Here is an 18,782-nt window from a genome sequence, read left to right as displayed (position 1 = left end):
AACTATCGCGCCGAAAGCGCAAGTCTCGCGCCAAGCACCACGAAGGCACCGGCGAAAATGCGGCCCATCCAGGCAAGGATATTCGGCCGCGAGATCACGTGGTTCCGCACCGAGGCGGCAAACAGGCCGTAGACGACGAAGACGCCAAACGTCATCAGCATGAAGACGAGGCTGAGCTCGGTCATGCGCAGAACCGGCGCAGCTTCGTCATGGGCGACGAACTGCGGCAGGAAGGCAAAGAAGAAGATCGACAGTTTCGGATTGAGCAGATTGGCAAGGATAGCCGAGACGATGACTTGGCCAACGGATTTCGGCGTCTTGTCCGCCTCCACGGTCAGCGCCCCCCTTTCTTTCAGGACCTGCCAGGCCATGAACAGCAGGTACGTGACGCCGAGATATTTGATGATCTCGAAGGCCAAGGCGCTGGCATGCAGCAGCGCGGCAAGGCCCGAGACCGCCGCGATCATGTGCGGCAGGATGCCGAGGGTACAGCCGAGCGCGGCAACGAGGCTTGCTCGCGCGCCTCGCGACAGGCCGGCGGCAAGCGTGATCAGCACGCCGGTACCGGGCGAGGCGACGACGATGAAGGAGGTGATCAGGAATTCCGGGCTCATGGGCGATCCTTTGGAGATGTTTTCCCACAGCTATCGGAGAGCGCCACATCGATCTTGAACGAAATTGCAGGCGGACGATTGCCTGGATGCGGCGGCGAACCTATCGTCGCGCCATCTGATTGCGGACCCGACCTCATGACCTCCTCTCCCGACGACATCGACATCGGCTACGACGTGCCGGCCGCCGTCGGCGATAATATCGCCGACATCCAGACGCCGGCGCTGATCATCGATCTCGATGCCTTCGAGCGGAATGTCGCGCGGATGAAGGATCACGCCGGGGCGATGGGCGTGCGGCTTCGCCCGCATGCAAAGACCCACAAATCGGCGGATGTCGCGCTCTACCAGATCGAGAACGGCGGCGCAGTCGGCATCTGCTGCCAGAAAGTATCCGAAGCGGAAGCGCTGGTGCGCGGCGGCATCACCGATGTGCTCGTCGCCAACGAGGTGGCCGATCCGAAAAAGATCGACCGGCTGGCGCGGCTCGCAAGGAGCGCCCGTGTCTCCGTGTGCGTCGACGATCCCACGGTCGTTGCGGCACTTTCGGATGCCGCCATCCGGCATGGTGTCACGCTCGACGTGCTTGTGGAGATCGATTGCGGGGCCCGCCGCTGCGGCGTACTACCCGGCGCACCGGCCGTCGAACTCGCAAAGACGGTCGCCGCCGCGCCGAACCTCGCCTTCGCCGGCATCCAGGCCTATCACGGCAGCGCCCAGCATATCTACGATCCGGCGGAGCGCCGCGCCGCGATCGACAAGGCGGTCGGCATGGCGCGGGAGACCGCGGAACTGCTGCGCGACGCAGAGCTGGATCCGAAAATCGTCACCGGCGCGGGCACCGGTACCCACGATCTCGAAGGAGCATCCGGCGTCTATAACGAAATCCAGCCCGGCTCCTACATTTTCATGGATGCGGATTACGGCCGTGTCCGCGCGACCGAAGGCAGCGGCACGGTCGGCGGTTTCGAACATGCGCTGTTCGTGCTGACCTCGATCATGAGCAAGCCTGCCTCCGGCCGCGCCATCTGCGATGCGGGTCTCAAGGCGCACTCGATCGACAGCGGCCTGCCGATGGTGTTCGAACGACCGGACCTCAAGTTCGTCAGCGCCTCGGACGAGCACGGCAAGATCGAAGACCCGGAGGATACGCTGAAGCTCAACGACCGACTGCGCCTCGTGCCCGGCCATTGCGACCCGACCTGCAATCTCTACGACTGGTACGTCTGCGTCCGGAACGGTCGCGTCGAAGCGCTGTGGCCTGCTACCGCCCGGGGCAAGCTCTACTAGAACCGGTGAATGCGCAGGCCCAGCACCTTTTCCGAGATGACCACCACCGCCATCGTCAGCACGATCGAGCAGGTCGAGACGGCCGCCGCTTCCGGCGTGAAATTGGTGCGCAGGTAATCGAACAGCTGGATCGGCAGCGTCGACATGCCGACACCCTTCAGCATGAAGGAGATGGTGAAGACGTCGAACGAGATGATAAAGGCGAACAGGCAGCCTCCGATGACGCCCGGCTTGATCAGCGGCAGCATGATCCGCCGGAAACGGGTGAACCGCCCTGCCCCAAGGCTCTGCGCCGCAAGGCTCCAGGCGGGGTCGTAGCTTTCCATCGAGGCCGACACGTTGATGAACACGAAGGGCAGCGTGATCAGCACATGCCCGACGATCATGCCGACCAGGTTCTGCGTGCCGAGGCCGACCGAATAAACGAAGAACAGCAGCGAGATCGCCGTCAGCACTTCCGGCAGCAAGAGCGGCGCCAGCATGGCGACCCGTACTGTTTCCTTCAGCCTGCCGGCATGGGTCACGTAGAACATCGCGGCCATCGTGCCGATGATGCCGGAGATCACCATGGTGAGCGTCGCGATCCACAGCGAGGTGCGGATCGCCCGCATGAACACCTCGTTGTTGAAGAAGACGAGATACCAGCGGAAGGAAAACCCCTGCGGCGGGAAGGTCAGGAAGGCACCGGCATTGAACGAGGCGATCACCACGACTGCGATCGGCGCCAGCAGGAAAGCGTAGATGAGCAGGCAATAGACGGTGAAGAACGGTTTCGACATGCCTCTATGCCTTCCATTTCATGACGGTCAGCCGCCCGAAGATGACGACGAAGATCGCCCCGGTAACCGACAACATCAGCGCCAGCGCCGAACCGAACGGCCACTGGAACGTATCGATCAGCGCATCCACCACCGTCACCGCCATGGTTTTCACGCGCAAGCCGCCGATCAGCGACGGCGTCACATAGGCGCTGAGCGACAGGACGAAGACGAGGATGCAGCCGGCCTGGATGCCCGGCAGCGACAGCGGCAGGGTGATGCGCCGGAAGGAGGTGACCTTAGACGCGCCCAGCGACCGGGCCGCTGCTTCGAGCGACGGATCGATGCCCTGGATGGCGCTCATGATCGGCAGGATCATGAAGGGCAGGAAGACATGCACCAGCGCGATGATGATGCCGAGCGCATTGTACATCAGCGGCAGCGGCCCATCGATCAGCCCCCAGCCGGTCAGGGTGCGGTTGATGATGCCGTTATTGCCGAGCAGGATCGTCCAGCCATAACTGCGGATGACGATGCCGACGAGCAGCGGCGAGAGCACCAGCGCATAACCCAGCGCGCGGAAGGTCGAGGCCCCGCGCGCAAGCTGCCAGGCGACGGGATAACCGAGAACCAGGCAGATGAAGGTGGTCAGGAAGCCGATCCACAACGTGTTGATGACCTGTTGGACATAGAAGAAGTCCGAGAAGAACTTGCCGTAGTTGCCAAGCGTGAAGCCTGGCCCATAGGGCGTGCCCTGCCCCGGCATACGGAAGCTCATGACAACGATATTGAGATAGGGCAGCACGAGGAAGACGCCGAGCAGGATCGCGGCAGGCGCGATCAGCAGCAGCGGTCCGAACCTTTTTCTGGGCGGGACAATCATGCCACGGTCCCTAGCGGCCAGAAGCGATCGGACGGCGCATGCACCAGCACCTGGTCGCCATCGGCAAACCGGGTGCGTGGAAACGTCTGGACGTTGACGACCGCACCAGTCGCAAGCTCCAGCCGATAATCGACGAGACTGCCGGAATAGTAGCTGGAGAGAACCTTTGCCGGCGCCCCGGTCGCACCTGAGTTGATCGGCAGCAGCTCGACCGCTTCCGGGCGCAGAGCCAGCATCAGCTCGGCGCCATCGGCGAAATCTCCGCTGACCGGCACGTCGCCGAAGGCCGTCGAAACGACGCGGTTGCCGACCTTGCCGCGAATGATGTTCACCTGCCCGACGAACTCGGCGACTTCCAGATTGGCAGGCCGCTCATAGATATCCGATGGTGCGCCGATCTGGGCGATGCGGCCGCCGAACATCACCACCACCCGATCGGACATGGTCATCGCCTCGGCTTGGTCGTGGGTGACGTAGACCGTGGTAATGCCGACGCGGCGCTGCAGGTCGCGGATGAAGACACGCATCTCCTCGCGCAGCTTGGCGTCGAGATTGGCAAGCGGTTCGTCGAGCAGCAGGATCTTCGGCTCGATGACCAGAGCGCGGGCAAGCGCCACGCGCTGCTGCTGGCCGCCCGAAAGCTGGCGCGGATAACGCTCCGAATAACCGGTGAGCTGCACCATATCCAGCACCTTGGCGATGCGGGTGCGGATCTCGTCCTTTGCAAGCTTCCGCATCTCGAGCCCGAAGGCGAGGTTCTTTTCGACCGTCATATGCGGAAACAGCGCGTAGTTCTGGAAGACCATCCCAATATCGCGCTTTTCGACCGGCACATGCACCACGTCGCGGCCGTCGAAGCGGATCGCCCCTGCGGTCGCGTCCTCGAAACCGGCGATCATCTTGAGCGTCGTCGTCTTGCCGCAACCCGACGGCCCGAGCAGCGAGATGAACTCGCCCTCGGCGATCCTGATCGAAATGCTGTTGACCGCAGGACCCTGCCCGTAGTCCTTGGTCAGCTTTTCGATGCTAACCTCTGTCATGAAATTTCACTTTCCAATTGAAGAGCCTGACCCGAAAAAAAGCCGATCATGGCCTGCTTTCGAAGGCAGACCATGATCGCAGCGGGGGAAATCACTTGATGGTCTTCGCCCAGCGTTCGGCGAGTTCGCCCTGCTTTTCGTTGACGAAGTTCCAGTCCCAGGTGAGGATCTTGTCCATGTCGGCGCCGGAAACCGGTACGTCGACCTTGAGTTCGGCTGGCACGATCACTTTGGAATTGGTCGGCGAAATGAAGAACTCCTTCATCATCATCCCCTGCACTTCCGGCGACAGCAGGAAGTTGGCGTACTGGTAGGCCAGCTCCTTTTCCGGCGCGTTGGCGAGGATGTTGATGGTCTGGTCGAACATGAACATCCCTTCCTCCGGGATGATACAGTCGACCGGCAGGCCCTGGCGGCGCAGGCGAGCGATTTCGCCGAAATCGAAAGGCGCGACGACAATTTCGCCGGAGGCGAGGCCCGTCGACATGTTGAAGTCCACCTGGATCACCGAGCCGAGCTTCTGCAGCGCCGCGAAACCGGCATCGACGTCATATTGGTCCTTGCCGAAAATCTTCGAAAACAGCAGCAGTTCCATCTTGCCAGCGCTGTTGGCGAAGTTGTAGAGGCCGATCTTGCCCTTGAATTCCGGGTTGTTCCAGAGATCCTTCCAGGACTTCGGCTTGGTCTTCACGAGGTCCGTGCGGTAGCCGATGCCGATCGGCGAAACGGCGCCGATCGCGCCCCAGCCATCGGTCTTCTTAGCGAGCGGATAAAGATCGTTGTAGTTCGAGAGCTTGGTGAGATCGAGCTTTTCGAAAAAGCCCTCCTTGCGCAGGCCGGAGGCGAAAACCTCGTTGGTCATCACGATCGAATAGGGAGGCTTGGCGGCGCCCGCCGCACGCAGATTGGCGCCCCAGACGCGGCCGTTGCCGACGTCGAGCGTCACGGCGGCGCCGGTCTGCTTGGTGAAGGCGGGACCGACGGTCGAACGCCAGTATTGTTCCCACACCCCGCCGAGCGTCGGCACGACCAGCGCCTTCCCTTGAGCCCGCGCCGGAAGGCCGAAAAGTCCGGCCGCAGCAAGTGCGCCCATTCCGGCAAGCGTTTGCCGCTTTGTCAAATCCATCATGTTCAGTTCCCCTTGTTGCGGTCTTTCGAGACCTTGCTGTGCCGGCGGTTCTCCGCTTCTGCGCACGAAATCGGTCGGTGATCAGCCTTTCGAAAAGGCCTGCTTCGTCTTCAGGTCAATATAGTCGCCATAGGTGATCGGCTCATATTTGGCACCGCCCTTTACGAACGGGGCCAGGCACTCGATCACCGTATCCTTCGACGGATTGAGGAAGAACGGGATCGACTGACGGCGGGCCGTGCCCTTGAAACCGGTCGGTGGATTGGCGACGCGGTGCGGCGTCGAGACCCATTCGTCATTCGTCCAGCGCATGAAGGCATCGGCGATGTTGATCACATAGGCGCCCTCGATCGACGGGGCGTCCAGCCAGTCGCCGTTGCGGTTGCGCACCTGCAGCCCACCGGCCGAGGCCTCCGAGCGCAGAATGGTCATGAAGCCGTAGTCGGTATGTACGCCGGCACGCATTTGGCCCGGCAGCGGAGATTCTTCCTGTTCCGGATAGTTGATGACGCGCAGCGCCGAGAGATGGTTTTCGAAGGAAGGCTCGAAATAGTCCTGGTCGAGCCCGATCGCCTGGCAGAAGATGCGGCGCATGTGCTTGGCGAGGGTTTCCATTTCCTTGAAATAATCGCGGAACGCCTGTTCCAGGCCATCCGGCCGGTCCGGCCAGGTGTCGCCGGGCAGGTTCTCGCCAAAATTCAGGCTTTCCTTGTAGTCGCCGGGCGTCTTGATGCCGAGCGTGGCGGCGAGCGCCTCCTCGGCGATCGGCGAAAAGGCGACGCCGCCCATCACGCCGGCGCCGCGGCCCTGGGTTTTCTTCCAGTCCTGCGGATAATCGAAGAAGACGCGGGCGAGATTGTAGAGCCTCGACGTCACTTCGGGCGAAACACCGTGGCCGGTCACAAGAAAGAAACCGGTATCGCGGCAGGCGGTTTCGATCGTCTTCACGACGGCGGCCGCGCCTGCCTCGTTGCGGATGAAGGGGCCGACATCGATCACCGGAATGCCAGGAGCGGCATCATTGGATGACGCAGGATTGGCGCTCGTTAAGGACATGCCTTCCTCCAATTCACATCTGACAAACAGATGTTGACAAAAACATCTGTTGTTGTCCATATCAAAATGAACGAAGTTGCAATGCGGTTTTCGACCCAAGGACGATCGACGAAAAATGGATGACCTTGCGCCACAGGAAGCGGCCGTCCTGGCAATCATCAAGGACAACCCGTTCGCGGGCCAGCAGGAGATCGCCACCATGCTCGGGCTGGCCCGTTCGACGGTCGCCGCCCACATCGTCCAGCTGATGCAGAAGGGTTACATCCTCGGCCGCGGTTACGTGATGCCCGCCGAAACCCGCGCAGTCTGCATCGGCGGCGCGGTGCTCGACCGCAAATACCGCGCCAAGCAGGAGTTCGTCTTCGAGACTTCGAACCCGGTCGACGGCGTGCGCAGCCTCGGTGGCGTTGCCCGCAACGTCGCTGAAAACCTCGCCCTTCTCGGCACCACGACCAGTTTCGTGTCGATCGTCGGCGACGACGAAGGCGGCCGGGCCGTGGTGAAGCACATGCGCGATCGCGGCATCGATGTCAGCCAGATCATCACCACCACCGAGCGCCCGACGGCGGAATATGCCGCCATCCTCGATACCAAGGGCGATCTTGTGCTCGGCATTGCCGACATGAGCATTTTCGACCTGCTGCTGCCGAGCCATATCGAGCGCATCTGGCCGCATCTCGCCGCCGCAAGCTGGGTGTTTTCCGACTGCAACCTGCCGGCCGAAACGCTTTCGGCTCTGATCGCCAAACGACAGGGCGCCCGTTTCCGGCTGGCGATCGACGCCGTCTCGACGCCCAAGGCAGCCCGCTTGCCAAAAGATCTCACCGGCGTCGATCTGCTGTTCATGAACATCGATGAGGCAAACGCGGTCCTCGGGCGCAATGCGCACGAGACGATCGACGACGCCAAGGAGGCGGCGCTTGCATTGCAGGCCGCCGGCGCCCGCGAGGCGGTCGTCACCATGGGTCCGCGCGGCATTGCCGTCGCCGGCACCGAGGGTGCCCGCACCTTCCCGGCAGTCCACGCCCGGCCGGTCGATATCACTGGCGCAGGCGATGCGATGATCGCGGGCACGCTGCACAGGATCCTGCACGGCGAGGACACCTACAATGCGGCCCGCACCGGCGCGCTGCTCGGCACGCTGACCACCGAAAGCACCGCAAGCGTCCATACGGACCTGTCCGAACGCTTCCTGGAAGCCAATATGCACCGATTGGCCGGCTGACCTTCGGCTGATCGAAAACGATTTAAGGAATACCGAAATGGCCCTCATCAAACCGAAGCTGAGCCGCGAAGTGGCCGAAACGATCGCAGCCGGTGGCCCAGTCGTGGCGCTGGAATCGACGATCATCACCCATGGCATGCCCTATCCCGCCAATCTCGAAACCGCACTCGGCGTCGAGGCGGTGATCCGCGAGAACGGCGCGATCCCGGCGACCATCGCCGTCGTCAACGGCGAGCTGCGTGTCGGCCTCGAACATAGCGAACTGGAAGAACTGGCCCAGGCCAAGGGCGTCGTGAAGGCATCCGGCCGCGACCTCGCCGTCGCCATGGTCCGCGGCCAGTCTGCCGGCACCACGGTTTCCGCCACCATGCTGATGGCCGATCTCGCCGGCATCGACATCTTTGCAACTGGCGGCGTCGGCGGCGTGCATCGCGGCGCCGAACAGACGTTCGACATTTCCGCCGACCTGACGGAGCTCGGCCGCACCAGGACTGCCGTTGTCTGCGCCGGCGTCAAGTCGATCCTCGATATCGCCAAGACGCTGGAGTATCTCGAAACCCAGCGCGTTCCGGTCATCGCTTACGGCACCGACGATTTCCCCGCCTTCTTCACGCGGAAAAGCGGTTTCAAGGCCGACCATCGGCTCGATACGGCCGAAGAGATCACCAAGGCCATGTATCTGCACCACCAGCTCGGCACCGGCACCGGCCTCTTGATCGCCAACCCGATCCCGGAAGCCGCAGCCCTGACGCCGGAATTCATCGACGGAACGATCTCGGACGCCGTGCGCGAGGCGGAAGAGCGCGGCATCGGACGCAAGGAACTGACGCCCTTCCTTCTCGCCCGCATCAACGAGCTTTCCAAGGGCGAGAGCCTCAAGGCCAATATCGAGCTGGTGAAGAACAACGCGCGTCTCGCCGCAAAGATGGCCGTCGCCTACGCGGCGCTGAAGAAGGCCGGCAAATAGTTCAAGAACAAGGGGAACTGCCCATGAACCCGCAAATGAACAGCTACGAGACGATCCTTTACGAGAAGGATTTGACTGACAAGTTCGCGACGATCACCATCAATCGCCCCGACAAGATGAACGCCATGAACAAGACGGTGATCCGCGAGATCGACGCGGCGGTTGCCGCAGCCGTCGCCGATCCGGACGTCAATGCGCTCGTCATCACCGGCACCGGGCGCGCCTTCTCCTCCGGATACGATCTGCAGGGCGGCGATTTCGATGTCGATATCGACTTCTGGCGCGTGGACATGTCGGAAAATGCCGAAGCCCTGCTCAACATCTGGCGCGCGCCGATCCCCGTCATTGCGTCAGTCAACGGTTACGCGCTTGCAGGCGCACTCGAGCTGATGATGTGCTGCGATCTGGCGATCGCCGCCGACAACGCCAAGTTCGGCGAACCGGAAGTGCGCCACAATTCCGGCCCGCCGGCGCTGATGATGCCCTGGCTGCTCGCCACTCGCGACGTGCGCTGGCTGATGTTCACCGGCGACATGGTGGATGCGCAAGAGGCGCTGCGCATGCACCTGATCAACAAGGTGGTGCCGGCCGACCAGCTCAAGGAAAAGACCGAGAATCTCGCCCGCAAGCTTGCCCGCATGCCGGTGCCGGCGCTGAGATATACCAAGGCCTCAATCAACAATCAGCAGATGGTCGCCGGCCTGATGCCGTCGTTCCAGTACAATATCGAAGCGATTGCCGCCCTCCACGTCACCCGCCAGGGCCGCGAGTGGATGGCAAACCTCGCCAAGATGTCGCTGAAGGAATATCTCGCCTTCCGTGACGACCCCTTTAAGGGCCTCGACTGAGGTTTTGGTCATGAGGGCCAATACTGCGGAAGCGATGCGAGCCCTGATGGCACCGCGCTCCGTCGCGGTCGTCGGCGCCACCGAGCGCGCCGACGCCTCCTCCAGCTACGTGATGAAGAACCTGATGCGCTTCGGCTATCAGGGACGGATCATTCCGGTGCATCCGAGGCGCGGGACAATCTTCGGGCTTCCCGCCTCGCCCTCCCTCTCCGCACTGACCAATGCACCCGATGTCGCGGTGATCGGCATCGCCGCCGACAAGGTGATCGCGGCCCTCGAAGAGGCCGGCAGCACCGGCGTCAAGGCGGCGGTCGTGCTGGCCTCCGGTTTCGCCGAGTTGGACGAGGCCGGTCGTGAACGCCAGCGGCAACTGATCGAGATCGCTGAGCGCTATGGCATGGCGATCTGCGGCCCGAGCTGCCTCGGCCTCTTCAACCTGAGCTCCGGTGCCGCACTCTATTCCTCCAGCCTCTCGATCAATCTCGAAAAGGGCCGCTTCGCGATCCTTTCCCATTCCGGGGCCAGTGCGATTGCTCTGGGCAATACCGGCCGGTTCGGCCTCAGCCACATCGTCTCCTCCGGCAATAGCGCCGCGACCGATATTCCCGACTACCTCGAATTCCTCGCAACGGATGACGAGACCAGCGCCGTCGGCATCGTCCTCGAGGCTATCCGCGAGCCGGAAAGACTGGTGGCCGCGATGGAGAAGATGCACGCCGCCAACAAGCCGGTGATCGCCCTTCGCGCCGGCCGCTCCGAACGCGGAGCCCAGGCGACCGCCGCCCATACCGGTTCGCTCGCCGGCAGCAACGACGCCTATCGCGCCTTCTTCCGCCGGACCGGCATTATCGAGGTCTCGGACATGGACGGCTTCATGGAAACGGCGACGCTCTGCCTGGACCTGAAGGACCGTCCCGCCAAGCCGGGCGTCGCGATCGTCGGCGTTTCCGGCGGCGGTGTGGCACATGTCTCCGATATCGCCGATGAGATCGGCCTATCGCTGCCCGGCCTGCAGCCTGAAACGGTCGCACGGTTAGAGGCGTTGCTGCCGCCCTTTGCCACACCCCAGAACCCGCTCGACACGACGGGCGTCGTCTTTGCCGATAGCGGGATCTATCGCGATGTCCTGCACGCGCTTGCCGACGATGCTTCGGTCGGCCTGATCGTCGCGACCCAGGACGCACCCGTTGGCTTGGACGATTTCTGCGCCTCCGAATATCTCGGCATCGCCGAGGCGGTTTCCGATTATGCAGGGACGGGCAAGGTGCCGGTCGTGTTCATGAGCAACCTCTCCTCCGGCCATCACCCGGATGTTGAGGCGAAACTGCCGAATGTGCCAGTCCTGCGCGGCACAAGAAGCGCGCTGACGGCCGTCCGCAGCCTGATCATCCGGAATACGGCCGTCTCCTGGCCTGACAAGGTGGCAGCGACCAGGAAAACCTTCCCCCCTGGCGCTTTGACCGAGCGCGAGGCGAAGCAATTGCTCGCCGCCGAAGGACTGCCGGTCCCAAAGGAACAACTCGTCAGCAGCGCGGACGCCGCTACCGAAGCAGCCAGACAACTCGGATTCCCGGTGGTCATGAAGATCGAGTCTCCGGATATCCTGCACAAGACCGAAGCCGGCGGCGTGAAACTCGGAATCGGCTCGGAGAGCGAAGCTCGCGCCGCTTTCGACGCCATCATGGCAGGCGCCCGTACCTATGCTCCCGACGCCGCGCTGCGCGGCGTCTCGGTGCAGGAGATGGTGACGGGCGGTGTCGAGGCACTGGTCGGCCTCGTGCGCCACGAACCCTTCGGTTTCGGCCTCGTCGTCGGCATCGGCGGCGTGCTGGTCGAACTGGTGAAGGACAGCGCCTTCGACCTCCTGCCGATTGACCTTGCCCGCGCCGAGGCGATGATCGGGGAAACGAAACTGGCATCGCTGCTGGAAGGCTATCGCGGCGCGCCGAAGGCAGATCGCAGGGCACTCGCCGAGCTGCTGGTCAAGGTATCGGAGTTTGCCGCGCAATACGGCGACGATATCAAGGCGATCGATCTCAATCCGGTCGCGGTCTTGCCCGAGGGCAAAGGCGTGCGCATCCTCGACGCGCTGATCATCCCGCGGAAGCGCGACTGATCAGACCAGCCGCAGCTTCGGCGGAGCCATATTCTCCGCGCGTCCGAACCATGAGAGCCGCTCGGTCAGCAGCGCATAAAAGCCGTCGGCATCGACGTCGCGCATGAACATCGCGTTCTTCGGCCGGCCGGAAACGCCCCACCAGTCGGCGACCGTCATGCCCTTGGTGAGTTCCGACTCCGTCTCGATCTCCACGTTGCAGAGCCGGCCGGAATAGAGCCCGGGCTTTACGAGGTAGGCGATCACGTTCGGATCGTGCAGCGGCCCGCCGTCGCTGCCGTATTTCGCCACGTCGAAGCGCTCGAAGTAATCCAGCCAGCCCACCACGGCGTCGGAAAGCGGCGTGCCGATTGCCTGGATTGCGGCAACGCGAGCGCGGGTCGTCAGCGTCTGGTGGGTGACGTCGAGCGGCATCATCACGATCGGCACGCCAGAACCGAACACGACGGCCGCAGCCTGCGGATCGACATAGATGTTGAATTCCGCTGCCGGCGTGATGTTGCCGCCCTCGAACAGCCCGCCTCCCATCAGCACGATCTGTTTGATGCGCGCGGCGATTTCGGGCGCCCGGGTCAAAGCCTTGCCGAGATTGGTGAGCGGGCCGAGCGTGCAGACGGTGACGGTACCGGCCGGTTCGCTTGTGAGCGTCTCGACGATGAAATCGATACCCTGCTGTTCCTGAAGCGGCATGGTCGGTTCGGGAAGATCGGCGCCGTCGAGACCCGTCGCACCGTGGACATGTTCGGCGGTGACGAGCGGCCCGGTCATCGGCTGGCTGCAGCCGGCGAATACCTTGATGTCCGCACGGCCGGCGAGTTCGCAGATCTTGCGGATGTTCTTCGTCGTCAGCGACAACGGGACGTTGCCTGCGGCAGCAACGATCCCCAGCACGTCGATTTCCGGGCTGGCGAGCGCCAGCAGGATGGCCAGCGCGTCGTCCTGGCCGGGGTCGGTATCGATGATGATCTTCTCTGCCATGCGGGTCACTCTCGGATACGGGAACGGTTATGCGACATGGGTGAGCGGCTCCCTCGCCCGCCATTTCGCAACGAGATCGGTTTTACGCTTTTCGAAACGCTCGACGGATGCGAGCTTTACATGGCCGAAGCCGCGAACCATATCCGGCAGGCCGGCGAGCTCGACGGCAAGCGCATGGTTGCCGATATTGAGCCCGGCCGAAAGCTCTGCCACGAGATCGAAATAGTCCTCGATCAGCTGCCGCTCCATCCGCCGCTCGGCCGTGCGGCCAAAGGGATCGAAGGGCGTGCCGCGCAGGAGTTTCAGTTTTTCCAGTACGCCGAAGGCGGGGCGGATCCAGGCGCCAAAGGCGATCTTGGCGGGATGGCCGGTGCGCTGATCGATCCTAGCGATCATCGGCGGCGCAAGATGATGCTTGATCTTGAAATCGCCTTCGAACTGCTCCGCAAGCTTCTTTTCAAAACTCCGGTCGCGATGCAGGCGGGCGACCTCGTATTCGTCCTTGTAAGCCATCAGCTTAAAAGCGTTTTTGGCCACCGCCTCGGCAAAACCGGTCACGCCGCGCAACTGCGCCTCGGCCGATTTCGCGACATCCACCAAACCCTTGTAGCGCTCGGCATAGGCGGCATTCTGGTAATCGGTCAGGAAGGTGACGCGCTTGGCAACCATCTCCTCCAGCGTCTCGGCCGTCCGTTCCGGCTTCACGAGGCCAGCCTCGCGGGCGACGGCTTCGGGATCGACGGCGGCACGACGACCCCAGCCGAAGGCGGCGCGGTTCATGGCGATGCCGGTGCCGTTGAGCTCGATCGCCTTGTCGATGGCGGCAAGGCTGATCGGCACCAGCCCGCGCTGCCAGGCATGGCCGAGCAGGAACATGTTCGCAGCGATCGCGTCACCCAGCAGCGCGGTTGCCATGTCGGTCGCGGCAACCGTCTCGACAGCTTCATCTCCGGCGGCACGGCGCAGCGATTTCAGCGTCGCCTCCTGCCGGAAATCAATCGTCGTGTCCTTCACGAAGGACGCCGTCGGCGCAAAATGGTCGTCGATGACCGCGCGCGTCTTGTTCTTCGCAAACGAGGCAAGCGAGTTCTTCTGGGCGGCAACGACGATATCGAAGCCGAGCACGAGGTCGCTTTCGCCGGGGCCGACGCGCACCGCATTGATCTGCGCCGGGTCCTTTGCCAGCCGTATATGCGAAACGACCGAGCCGTTCTTCTGGGCGAGCCCGGTCTGGTCGAGGGTCACCAGAGCCAAACCATCAAGAAGCGCTGCTTGAGCTAAAATGGCGCTGACCGTGATGACACCGGTGCCGCCGATGCCGGCGAGCAGCATGCTGTAGGGCGTCTCGAAAGTCGCGGTGAACGTGGGTAGCGGCAGGTCATCGGTCTTCACCACCTTCGACTTCGCCGCCGGCTTGCGGATGCTGCCGCCCTCGACGGTAACGAAGCTCGGACAGAAGCCCTTGATGCAGGAAAGATCGGTATTGCAGCTCGACTGGTTGATGCGGCGCTTGCGGCCGAATTCGGTTTCCTGCGGCTCGATGGAGATGCAGTTGGAGACGGCGGAACAGTCGCCGCAGCCCTCGCAGACCAGTTCGTTGATGAAGGCGCGCTTGTCCGAGACCGGATAGGCGCCGCGCTTGCGGCGGCGGCGCTTTTCGGCGGCGCAGACCTGATCGTAGACCAGCACGGTGACGCCGGGGATGTCGCGCAGCTCCCGCTGGACGGCGTCGAGTTCGTCGCGGTGATGGATGGAGACTTCGCGCGGAAGATTGCCCTGCCAGACCTCCGGCCGCTCGGCGACCACCACGACACGCGCAGCACCTTCCGCCAGCATCTGCCCGACAATGCCCGGCACGGTGACATCGCCGTCATGTTTCTGGCCACCTGTCATGGCGACCGCGTCGTTATAGAGGATCTTGTAGGTGGCGTTGACTCGTGCCGCGATCCCAGCGCGGATGGCGAGCAGGCCGGAATGAAAATAGGTGCCGTCGCCCATGTTGACGAAGATATGTTTCTCGTCGGTGAAGGGCGACAGGCCGATCCAGGACCCGCCCTCACCGCCCATCTGGGTAAAGGTCGAAGTATTGCGGTCCTCGTTGCCGATGATCATCATGTGGCAGCCGATGCCGGTCGAGGCACGGCTTCCCTCCGGCAAGCGGGTCGAGACGCTGTGCGGACAGCCGGAGCAGAAATAGGCGTCGCGCTTCAGGGCCGTCGCCTCGACGCCCATGGCGATCGACATTTCCTCGATGAACCGGGCCTTGGCCTGCAGCGCCTCATCGAGATAACCGAGCCGGGAAAGGATGGCCTTGGCGACCGACAGCGTACCGATCTCGCCGATCGCCTGCAGCAGCGCCGCGCCGTTCTCGCCGGCCTTGCCAAAGACGCGTGGGCGCCGCTCCGTGGACAGGTTGAAAAGCTGTGCCTTGATCTGGTCCTCGAGGATCGAGCGCTTTTCCTCGACCACGAGCAGTTCGTCGACGCGGGAAGCGAACTCCGCGATCCCCTGCGGCTCCAGTGGCCAGACCATGCCGACCTTGTAGAGCGCGATGCCGAGTTCGGCGGCGCGGGCTTCGTTGATGCCGAGCAGCGCCAGAGCACCCAGAAGATCGAGCCAGGACTTGCCGGTCGAGACGATCCCAAGCCGAGCGCGGCCGGTGGTTCCCCAGATGGCGCGGTCCAGCCGGTTGGCGCGGGCGAAAGCCTGCACGGCGAGCATCTTGCGCTCGAGCCGCAACTCCATCGCATGCGGTCCGTCCGGCCAGCGCAGCGACAAGCCGTCGGGCGCAAAGGTCTCGTCGGGGATAACTATCTGCGGCTTGTCCGGATCGAGATCGACCGTTGCCGAGCATTCGACAATCTCGGTCTGGCACTTGAAGCCTATCCAGGCGCCGGAATAGCGGCTCATCGCAAAACCGAGCAGGCCGTATTCGATATATTCGCCGACGCCGGCCGGCGACAGCAGCGGCACCATGGCCGAGATGAGATTGTGCTCGCTCTGGTGCGGCAGGGTGGAGGAAACCGCGCCGTGGTCGTCACCGACCAGCAGCAGCACGCCGCCATTCGGGTTGGTGCCGATCGCGTTGGCGTGGCGGATCACATCCATGCTGCGGTCGACGCCCGGCCCCTTGCCGTACCACATGCCGAACACGCCGTCATAACGCGAGCCCTGAAACATGCCGGTCTGCTGGGTGCCCCAGACGGCAGTCGCCGCCATGTCCTCGTTGAGAGCCGGATGGAATTTTATATGCGCGGCATCGAGAAACTTTTTCGCGCGCGCCATCTCACGGTCGAATCCGGCGAGCGGCGAGCCACGGTAACCGGACACGTAACCGGCCGTATTCAGGCCTCGCGCCAGGTCCCGCTGGCGCTGGATCATCGGCAGGCGCACCAGAGCCTGCGTGCCCGACACCAGGATGCGGCCTTTTTCCAGCGTGTAGCGGTCGTCGAGGCTGACCTTGCTGTTCGAGGGGCTCGTATCCGGCGCGGTATGGATCGACATCTACGCGCGCTCCGCCTGCTGCATGGACACCGGCGCCTCGAAGACCCGGCCGCGATTGAGAATGTAGTTCGGATCGAATGCGGTTTTCAGCCGGCGCATTGTGGCGATCTCGGCTTCGCTGCGGGCGTATTTCAAGTATTTCACCTTGTCGGTGCCGATGCCGTGCTCGGCGGAAACACCACCGCCGACCGCTTCTATGCCGGAAAATATCGCCTCGGCGACCTTTTTCTCATGCTGGCTGAACATGCAGTAGTGCAGGTTGCCGTCGCCCAGGTGGCCGAAGATATAGGTCCGCGCATCCGGATCGATCTCGTCGATGGCGAGAGCGGCCCTGTCGAGAAATTCCTGCATGCGGGACAGCGGCACGGAAATATCGAAGCCGATCGTCACTCCATTGCCGAACAGGTAGTCGTTGATGCCGTCGCGAATGCCCCACAGCCCGTTGAACTCGCGCAGTGAGTTGGAGAGCACCACGTCGGTGGCAAGCCCGTCCTCCAGCGCGGCGGCAAGTGCCGCCTCGAAACGCTCGTTGTCCTGATCCGGCGCCTGGCCCTGGATCTCGACCATCGCATACATGCCGGCCCCTTTTTCGACCGGCGGGCGGATTCCCATATGGTCGACCGTGCCTTCGTAGACATTCGGAAAGATCGCCTCGAAGGCGGAGATGAGGCCGGAGAGTTCCACGCGCAGCCGCGCCAGCAGTTCCTGCGCCGCCTTCAGCGACGGCAGGGCGATGAAGGCGTTGCGCTCGATCTGCGGCTTCGGATGCAGTTTCAGGCAGGCGCGTGTCACGACCCCGATCGTGCCTTCGGTGCCGATGAACAGTGGATCGAGGTCGTAGCCGGAATTGTCCTTCGGCAGGCCCTTCAGCGAGGAGAGGATCGTGCCGTCCGGCAACACCGCCTCCAGCCCCATGACCTGCGCCCGGTACATGCCGTAGCGCAGGACCCGGATGCCGCCGGCATTGGTGCCGATATTGCCGCCGATCGTGGCGGTACCGCGCGCACCGATATCGACGCCGAAGAACAGGCCCGCGTCGCTCGCCGCCTGCTGGACGACCTGCAGCGGGGTGCCCGCCTTGACGATCATCGTCTGTGCCGCGACGTCGATCGACTCGATCCCGTTCATCCGTTCGAGCGAGATGGAAATTTCGCCCTCGACGGGCCGGGAAGAACCGGAAAGCCCGGTGCGGCCGCCCTGCACGACGATCGGCTGGCGAAGGTCGTTGGCGGTGGAAAGAATGGCGGAAACGTCTTCGGTATTGCGCGGACGCAGGACGGCTGCTGGCCGGCTGCCTCGGGCGGTCGCATCCGCGGCATAACCATCCGAAATCGCATCGCCGGTGAGGATCGCAGCGGCATCCAGCCTGTTTTCGAGACTGGAAACAAGACGGTTCACGCGGTCAGAGGACAAAGCCCGCCTCCCCCGCAAAACCCGGCGTCGCAGCCCTGCGCTCCGGCTCGGCCGAATGCGATTACGCCCATTCTCTCGTTCCCCTTGCTTGTTGGGTGCGAGGTTATTCCCATTCCCCTATTTGTCAAACCTATATTTAAAAAGCAGTAGCCTTTTTGCCCCTCCCGTGGCATCACTATGGCAGGAACCATGGGAAGGGTGACATGATCCTCAAATACGACGAGGTCGTCCGCACGGGCATCGCGAGACAGGTATCGGACAATATCCGTTCGGCAATCATGGACGGCCGACTGAAGATCGATGAGCGCCTGCCGACCGAGGAGGAACTTGCCCGAAGCTTCGGCATTTCCCGCCCGACGGTGCGCGAGGCCCTGAAACGCCTCGCCGCCCAGAACCTCATCCATTCCAAACGCGGCCCGACCGGCGGTAATTTCGTCAAGCGGCCGGACCCGGAAGGTCTTTCCAAGGCAATCACGGGCGCCGCCACCCTTCTGGTCGGCATCGGTGCCTTCGACATCGAAGAGATCATCACCGCCAGGCTGGAAACGGAAGCCGTCTGCTGCCGGCTGGCCGCCGCAAATCGCGGCGAAGCCGACCTCGCTGCGATGGAAGCGGAAATCGCGGTGCAGCTCGACGAGGCTGTTAGCGACGAGGATTTCTGCGCTTCGGACGTGCGTTTCCACAGAGCGCTGGTGGAATCGACCGGCAACGGCCCGCTGAAACTGATGATGTACACCGTCATCGAGGCCTTCATTCCGATCACCAACATGATCGTCTTCCGGGTTCGCGAACGGCGCCACGTCGCCTCGCTGCATCAGGAAATCGTCGATGCGGTGCGCAGCCGCGAGGATGCCAAGGCAGCAGATGCGCTGGCCCGGCTGCTGGCCTATGTGCGCGAAAGTTATTCCGCCGTGCTCGACGCGCGCGCCAAGCGCGATGACGCCGCACAGGCCTCCGCTTAAAA

General features: G+C 63.2%; 15 protein-coding genes. 6 read left to right on the top strand and 9 right to left on the bottom strand.

The annotated features are described in order from the left end of the window. Nucleotides 1–2: 2 nt before the first annotated feature. Complete coding sequence (locus tag C5L10_RS02540) at nucleotides 3–614, bottom strand: LysE family translocator (protein WP_105428415.1); 612 nt, start codon at nucleotides 612–614, stop codon at nucleotides 3–5. Between the two features lie 135 nt (nucleotides 615–749). On the opposite strand from C5L10_RS02540, the gene C5L10_RS02535 reads away from it, so the two are divergent. Continuing rightward, nucleotides 750–1,901 carry a DSD1 family PLP-dependent enzyme gene (locus C5L10_RS02535; protein ID WP_105428414.1) on the top strand — a complete coding sequence of 384 codons (1,152 nt, stop codon included), beginning with the start codon at nucleotides 750–752 and terminating at the stop codon, nucleotides 1,899–1,901. On the opposite strand, the gene C5L10_RS02530 is transcribed toward C5L10_RS02535, so the two are convergent. The 5 genes from C5L10_RS02530 to C5L10_RS02510 form a co-directional block, all read right to left on the bottom strand. Beyond that, nucleotides 1,898–2,680, bottom strand: coding sequence for an ABC transporter permease (locus C5L10_RS02530; RefSeq protein WP_105428413.1), 783 nt, complete (start codon nucleotides 2,678–2,680; stop codon nucleotides 1,898–1,900). The genes C5L10_RS02535 and C5L10_RS02530 overlap by 4 nt on opposite strands. 4 nt (nucleotides 2,681–2,684) lie before the next feature. Then, nucleotides 2,685–3,542: an ABC transporter permease gene (locus C5L10_RS02525; protein WP_038545833.1), complete on the bottom strand. Its 858-nt coding sequence runs from the start codon at nucleotides 3,540–3,542 to the stop codon at nucleotides 2,685–2,687. Then, entirely contained in the window at nucleotides 3,539–4,582 is a 1,044-nt protein-coding gene (locus tag C5L10_RS02520; RefSeq protein WP_105428412.1) for an ABC transporter ATP-binding protein, read from the bottom strand. Before C5L10_RS02520 ends, C5L10_RS02525 begins: the two co-directional genes overlap by 4 nt. A gap of 91 nt (nucleotides 4,583–4,673) precedes the next feature. After that, nucleotides 4,674–5,711, bottom strand: coding sequence for an ABC transporter substrate-binding protein (locus tag C5L10_RS02515; RefSeq protein WP_105428411.1), 1,038 nt, complete (start codon nucleotides 5,709–5,711; stop codon nucleotides 4,674–4,676). Nucleotides 5,712–5,792: 81 nt separating this feature from the next. Further along, nucleotides 5,793–6,767: an isopenicillin N synthase family oxygenase gene (locus C5L10_RS02510; protein ID WP_105428410.1), complete on the bottom strand. Its 975-nt coding sequence runs from the start codon at nucleotides 6,765–6,767 to the stop codon at nucleotides 5,793–5,795. A 115-nt stretch (nucleotides 6,768–6,882) separates the two neighbouring features. Here C5L10_RS02510 and C5L10_RS02505 point away from each other — a divergent pair, with 115 nt between their 5' ends. From C5L10_RS02505 to C5L10_RS02490, 4 genes are read left to right on the top strand one after another with little or no spacing between them, the layout of a single operon-like run. Then, a complete protein-coding gene (locus C5L10_RS02505) occupies nucleotides 6,883–7,992 on the top strand; it encodes a carbohydrate kinase (protein ID WP_046666414.1) in 1,110 nt (369 codons plus the stop codon). Nucleotides 7,993–8,029: 37 nt separating this feature from the next. Beyond that, nucleotides 8,030–8,959, top strand: a complete 930-nt coding sequence (locus tag C5L10_RS02500) for a pseudouridine-5'-phosphate glycosidase (protein ID WP_105428409.1) — start codon at nucleotides 8,030–8,032, stop codon at nucleotides 8,957–8,959. A gap of 23 nt (nucleotides 8,960–8,982) precedes the next feature. Beyond that, nucleotides 8,983–9,807, top strand: coding sequence for an enoyl-CoA hydratase/isomerase family protein (locus C5L10_RS02495; protein ID WP_105428408.1), 825 nt, complete (start codon nucleotides 8,983–8,985; stop codon nucleotides 9,805–9,807). Nucleotides 9,808–9,817: 10 nt separating this feature from the next. Continuing rightward, the gene (locus tag C5L10_RS02490) at nucleotides 9,818–11,923 is read left to right on the top strand and encodes an acetate--CoA ligase family protein (protein ID WP_105428407.1); all 2,106 of its coding nucleotides are present in this window, start codon (nucleotides 9,818–9,820) and stop codon (nucleotides 11,921–11,923) included. Here the strand turns inward: C5L10_RS02490 and C5L10_RS02485 are convergent, their stop codons facing one another. Genes C5L10_RS02485 through C5L10_RS02475 form a run of 3 tightly spaced genes read right to left on the bottom strand, consistent with a single transcriptional unit; the run spans nucleotide 11,924 to nucleotide 17,818 of the window. Then, nucleotides 11,924–12,901, bottom strand: a complete 978-nt coding sequence (locus C5L10_RS02485) for a nucleoside hydrolase (protein WP_105428406.1) — start codon at nucleotides 12,899–12,901, stop codon at nucleotides 11,924–11,926. It abuts the gene before it with no gap. 27 nt (nucleotides 12,902–12,928) lie between these two features. Next, a complete protein-coding gene (locus tag C5L10_RS02480; RefSeq protein WP_105428405.1) occupies nucleotides 12,929–16,405 on the bottom strand; it encodes an indolepyruvate ferredoxin oxidoreductase family protein in 3,477 nt (1,158 codons plus the stop codon). After that, nucleotides 16,406–17,818: an FAD-binding oxidoreductase gene (locus C5L10_RS02475; protein WP_105428404.1), complete on the bottom strand. Its 1,413-nt coding sequence runs from the start codon at nucleotides 17,816–17,818 to the stop codon at nucleotides 16,406–16,408. A gap of 203 nt (nucleotides 17,819–18,021) precedes the next feature. On the opposite strand from C5L10_RS02475, the gene C5L10_RS02470 reads away from it, so the two are divergent. Beyond that, nucleotides 18,022–18,780, top strand: a complete 759-nt coding sequence (locus C5L10_RS02470; RefSeq protein ID WP_105428403.1) for a FadR/GntR family transcriptional regulator — start codon at nucleotides 18,022–18,024, stop codon at nucleotides 18,778–18,780. Nucleotides 18,781–18,782: the final 2 nt, after the last annotated feature.

This window comes from Neorhizobium sp. T6_25, assembly GCF_002968555.1.
In the GTDB taxonomy this organism is placed as follows: Bacteria; Pseudomonadota; Alphaproteobacteria; order Rhizobiales; family Rhizobiaceae; genus Neorhizobium.
This window is presented reverse-complemented; position numbering and strand designations above follow the sequence as displayed.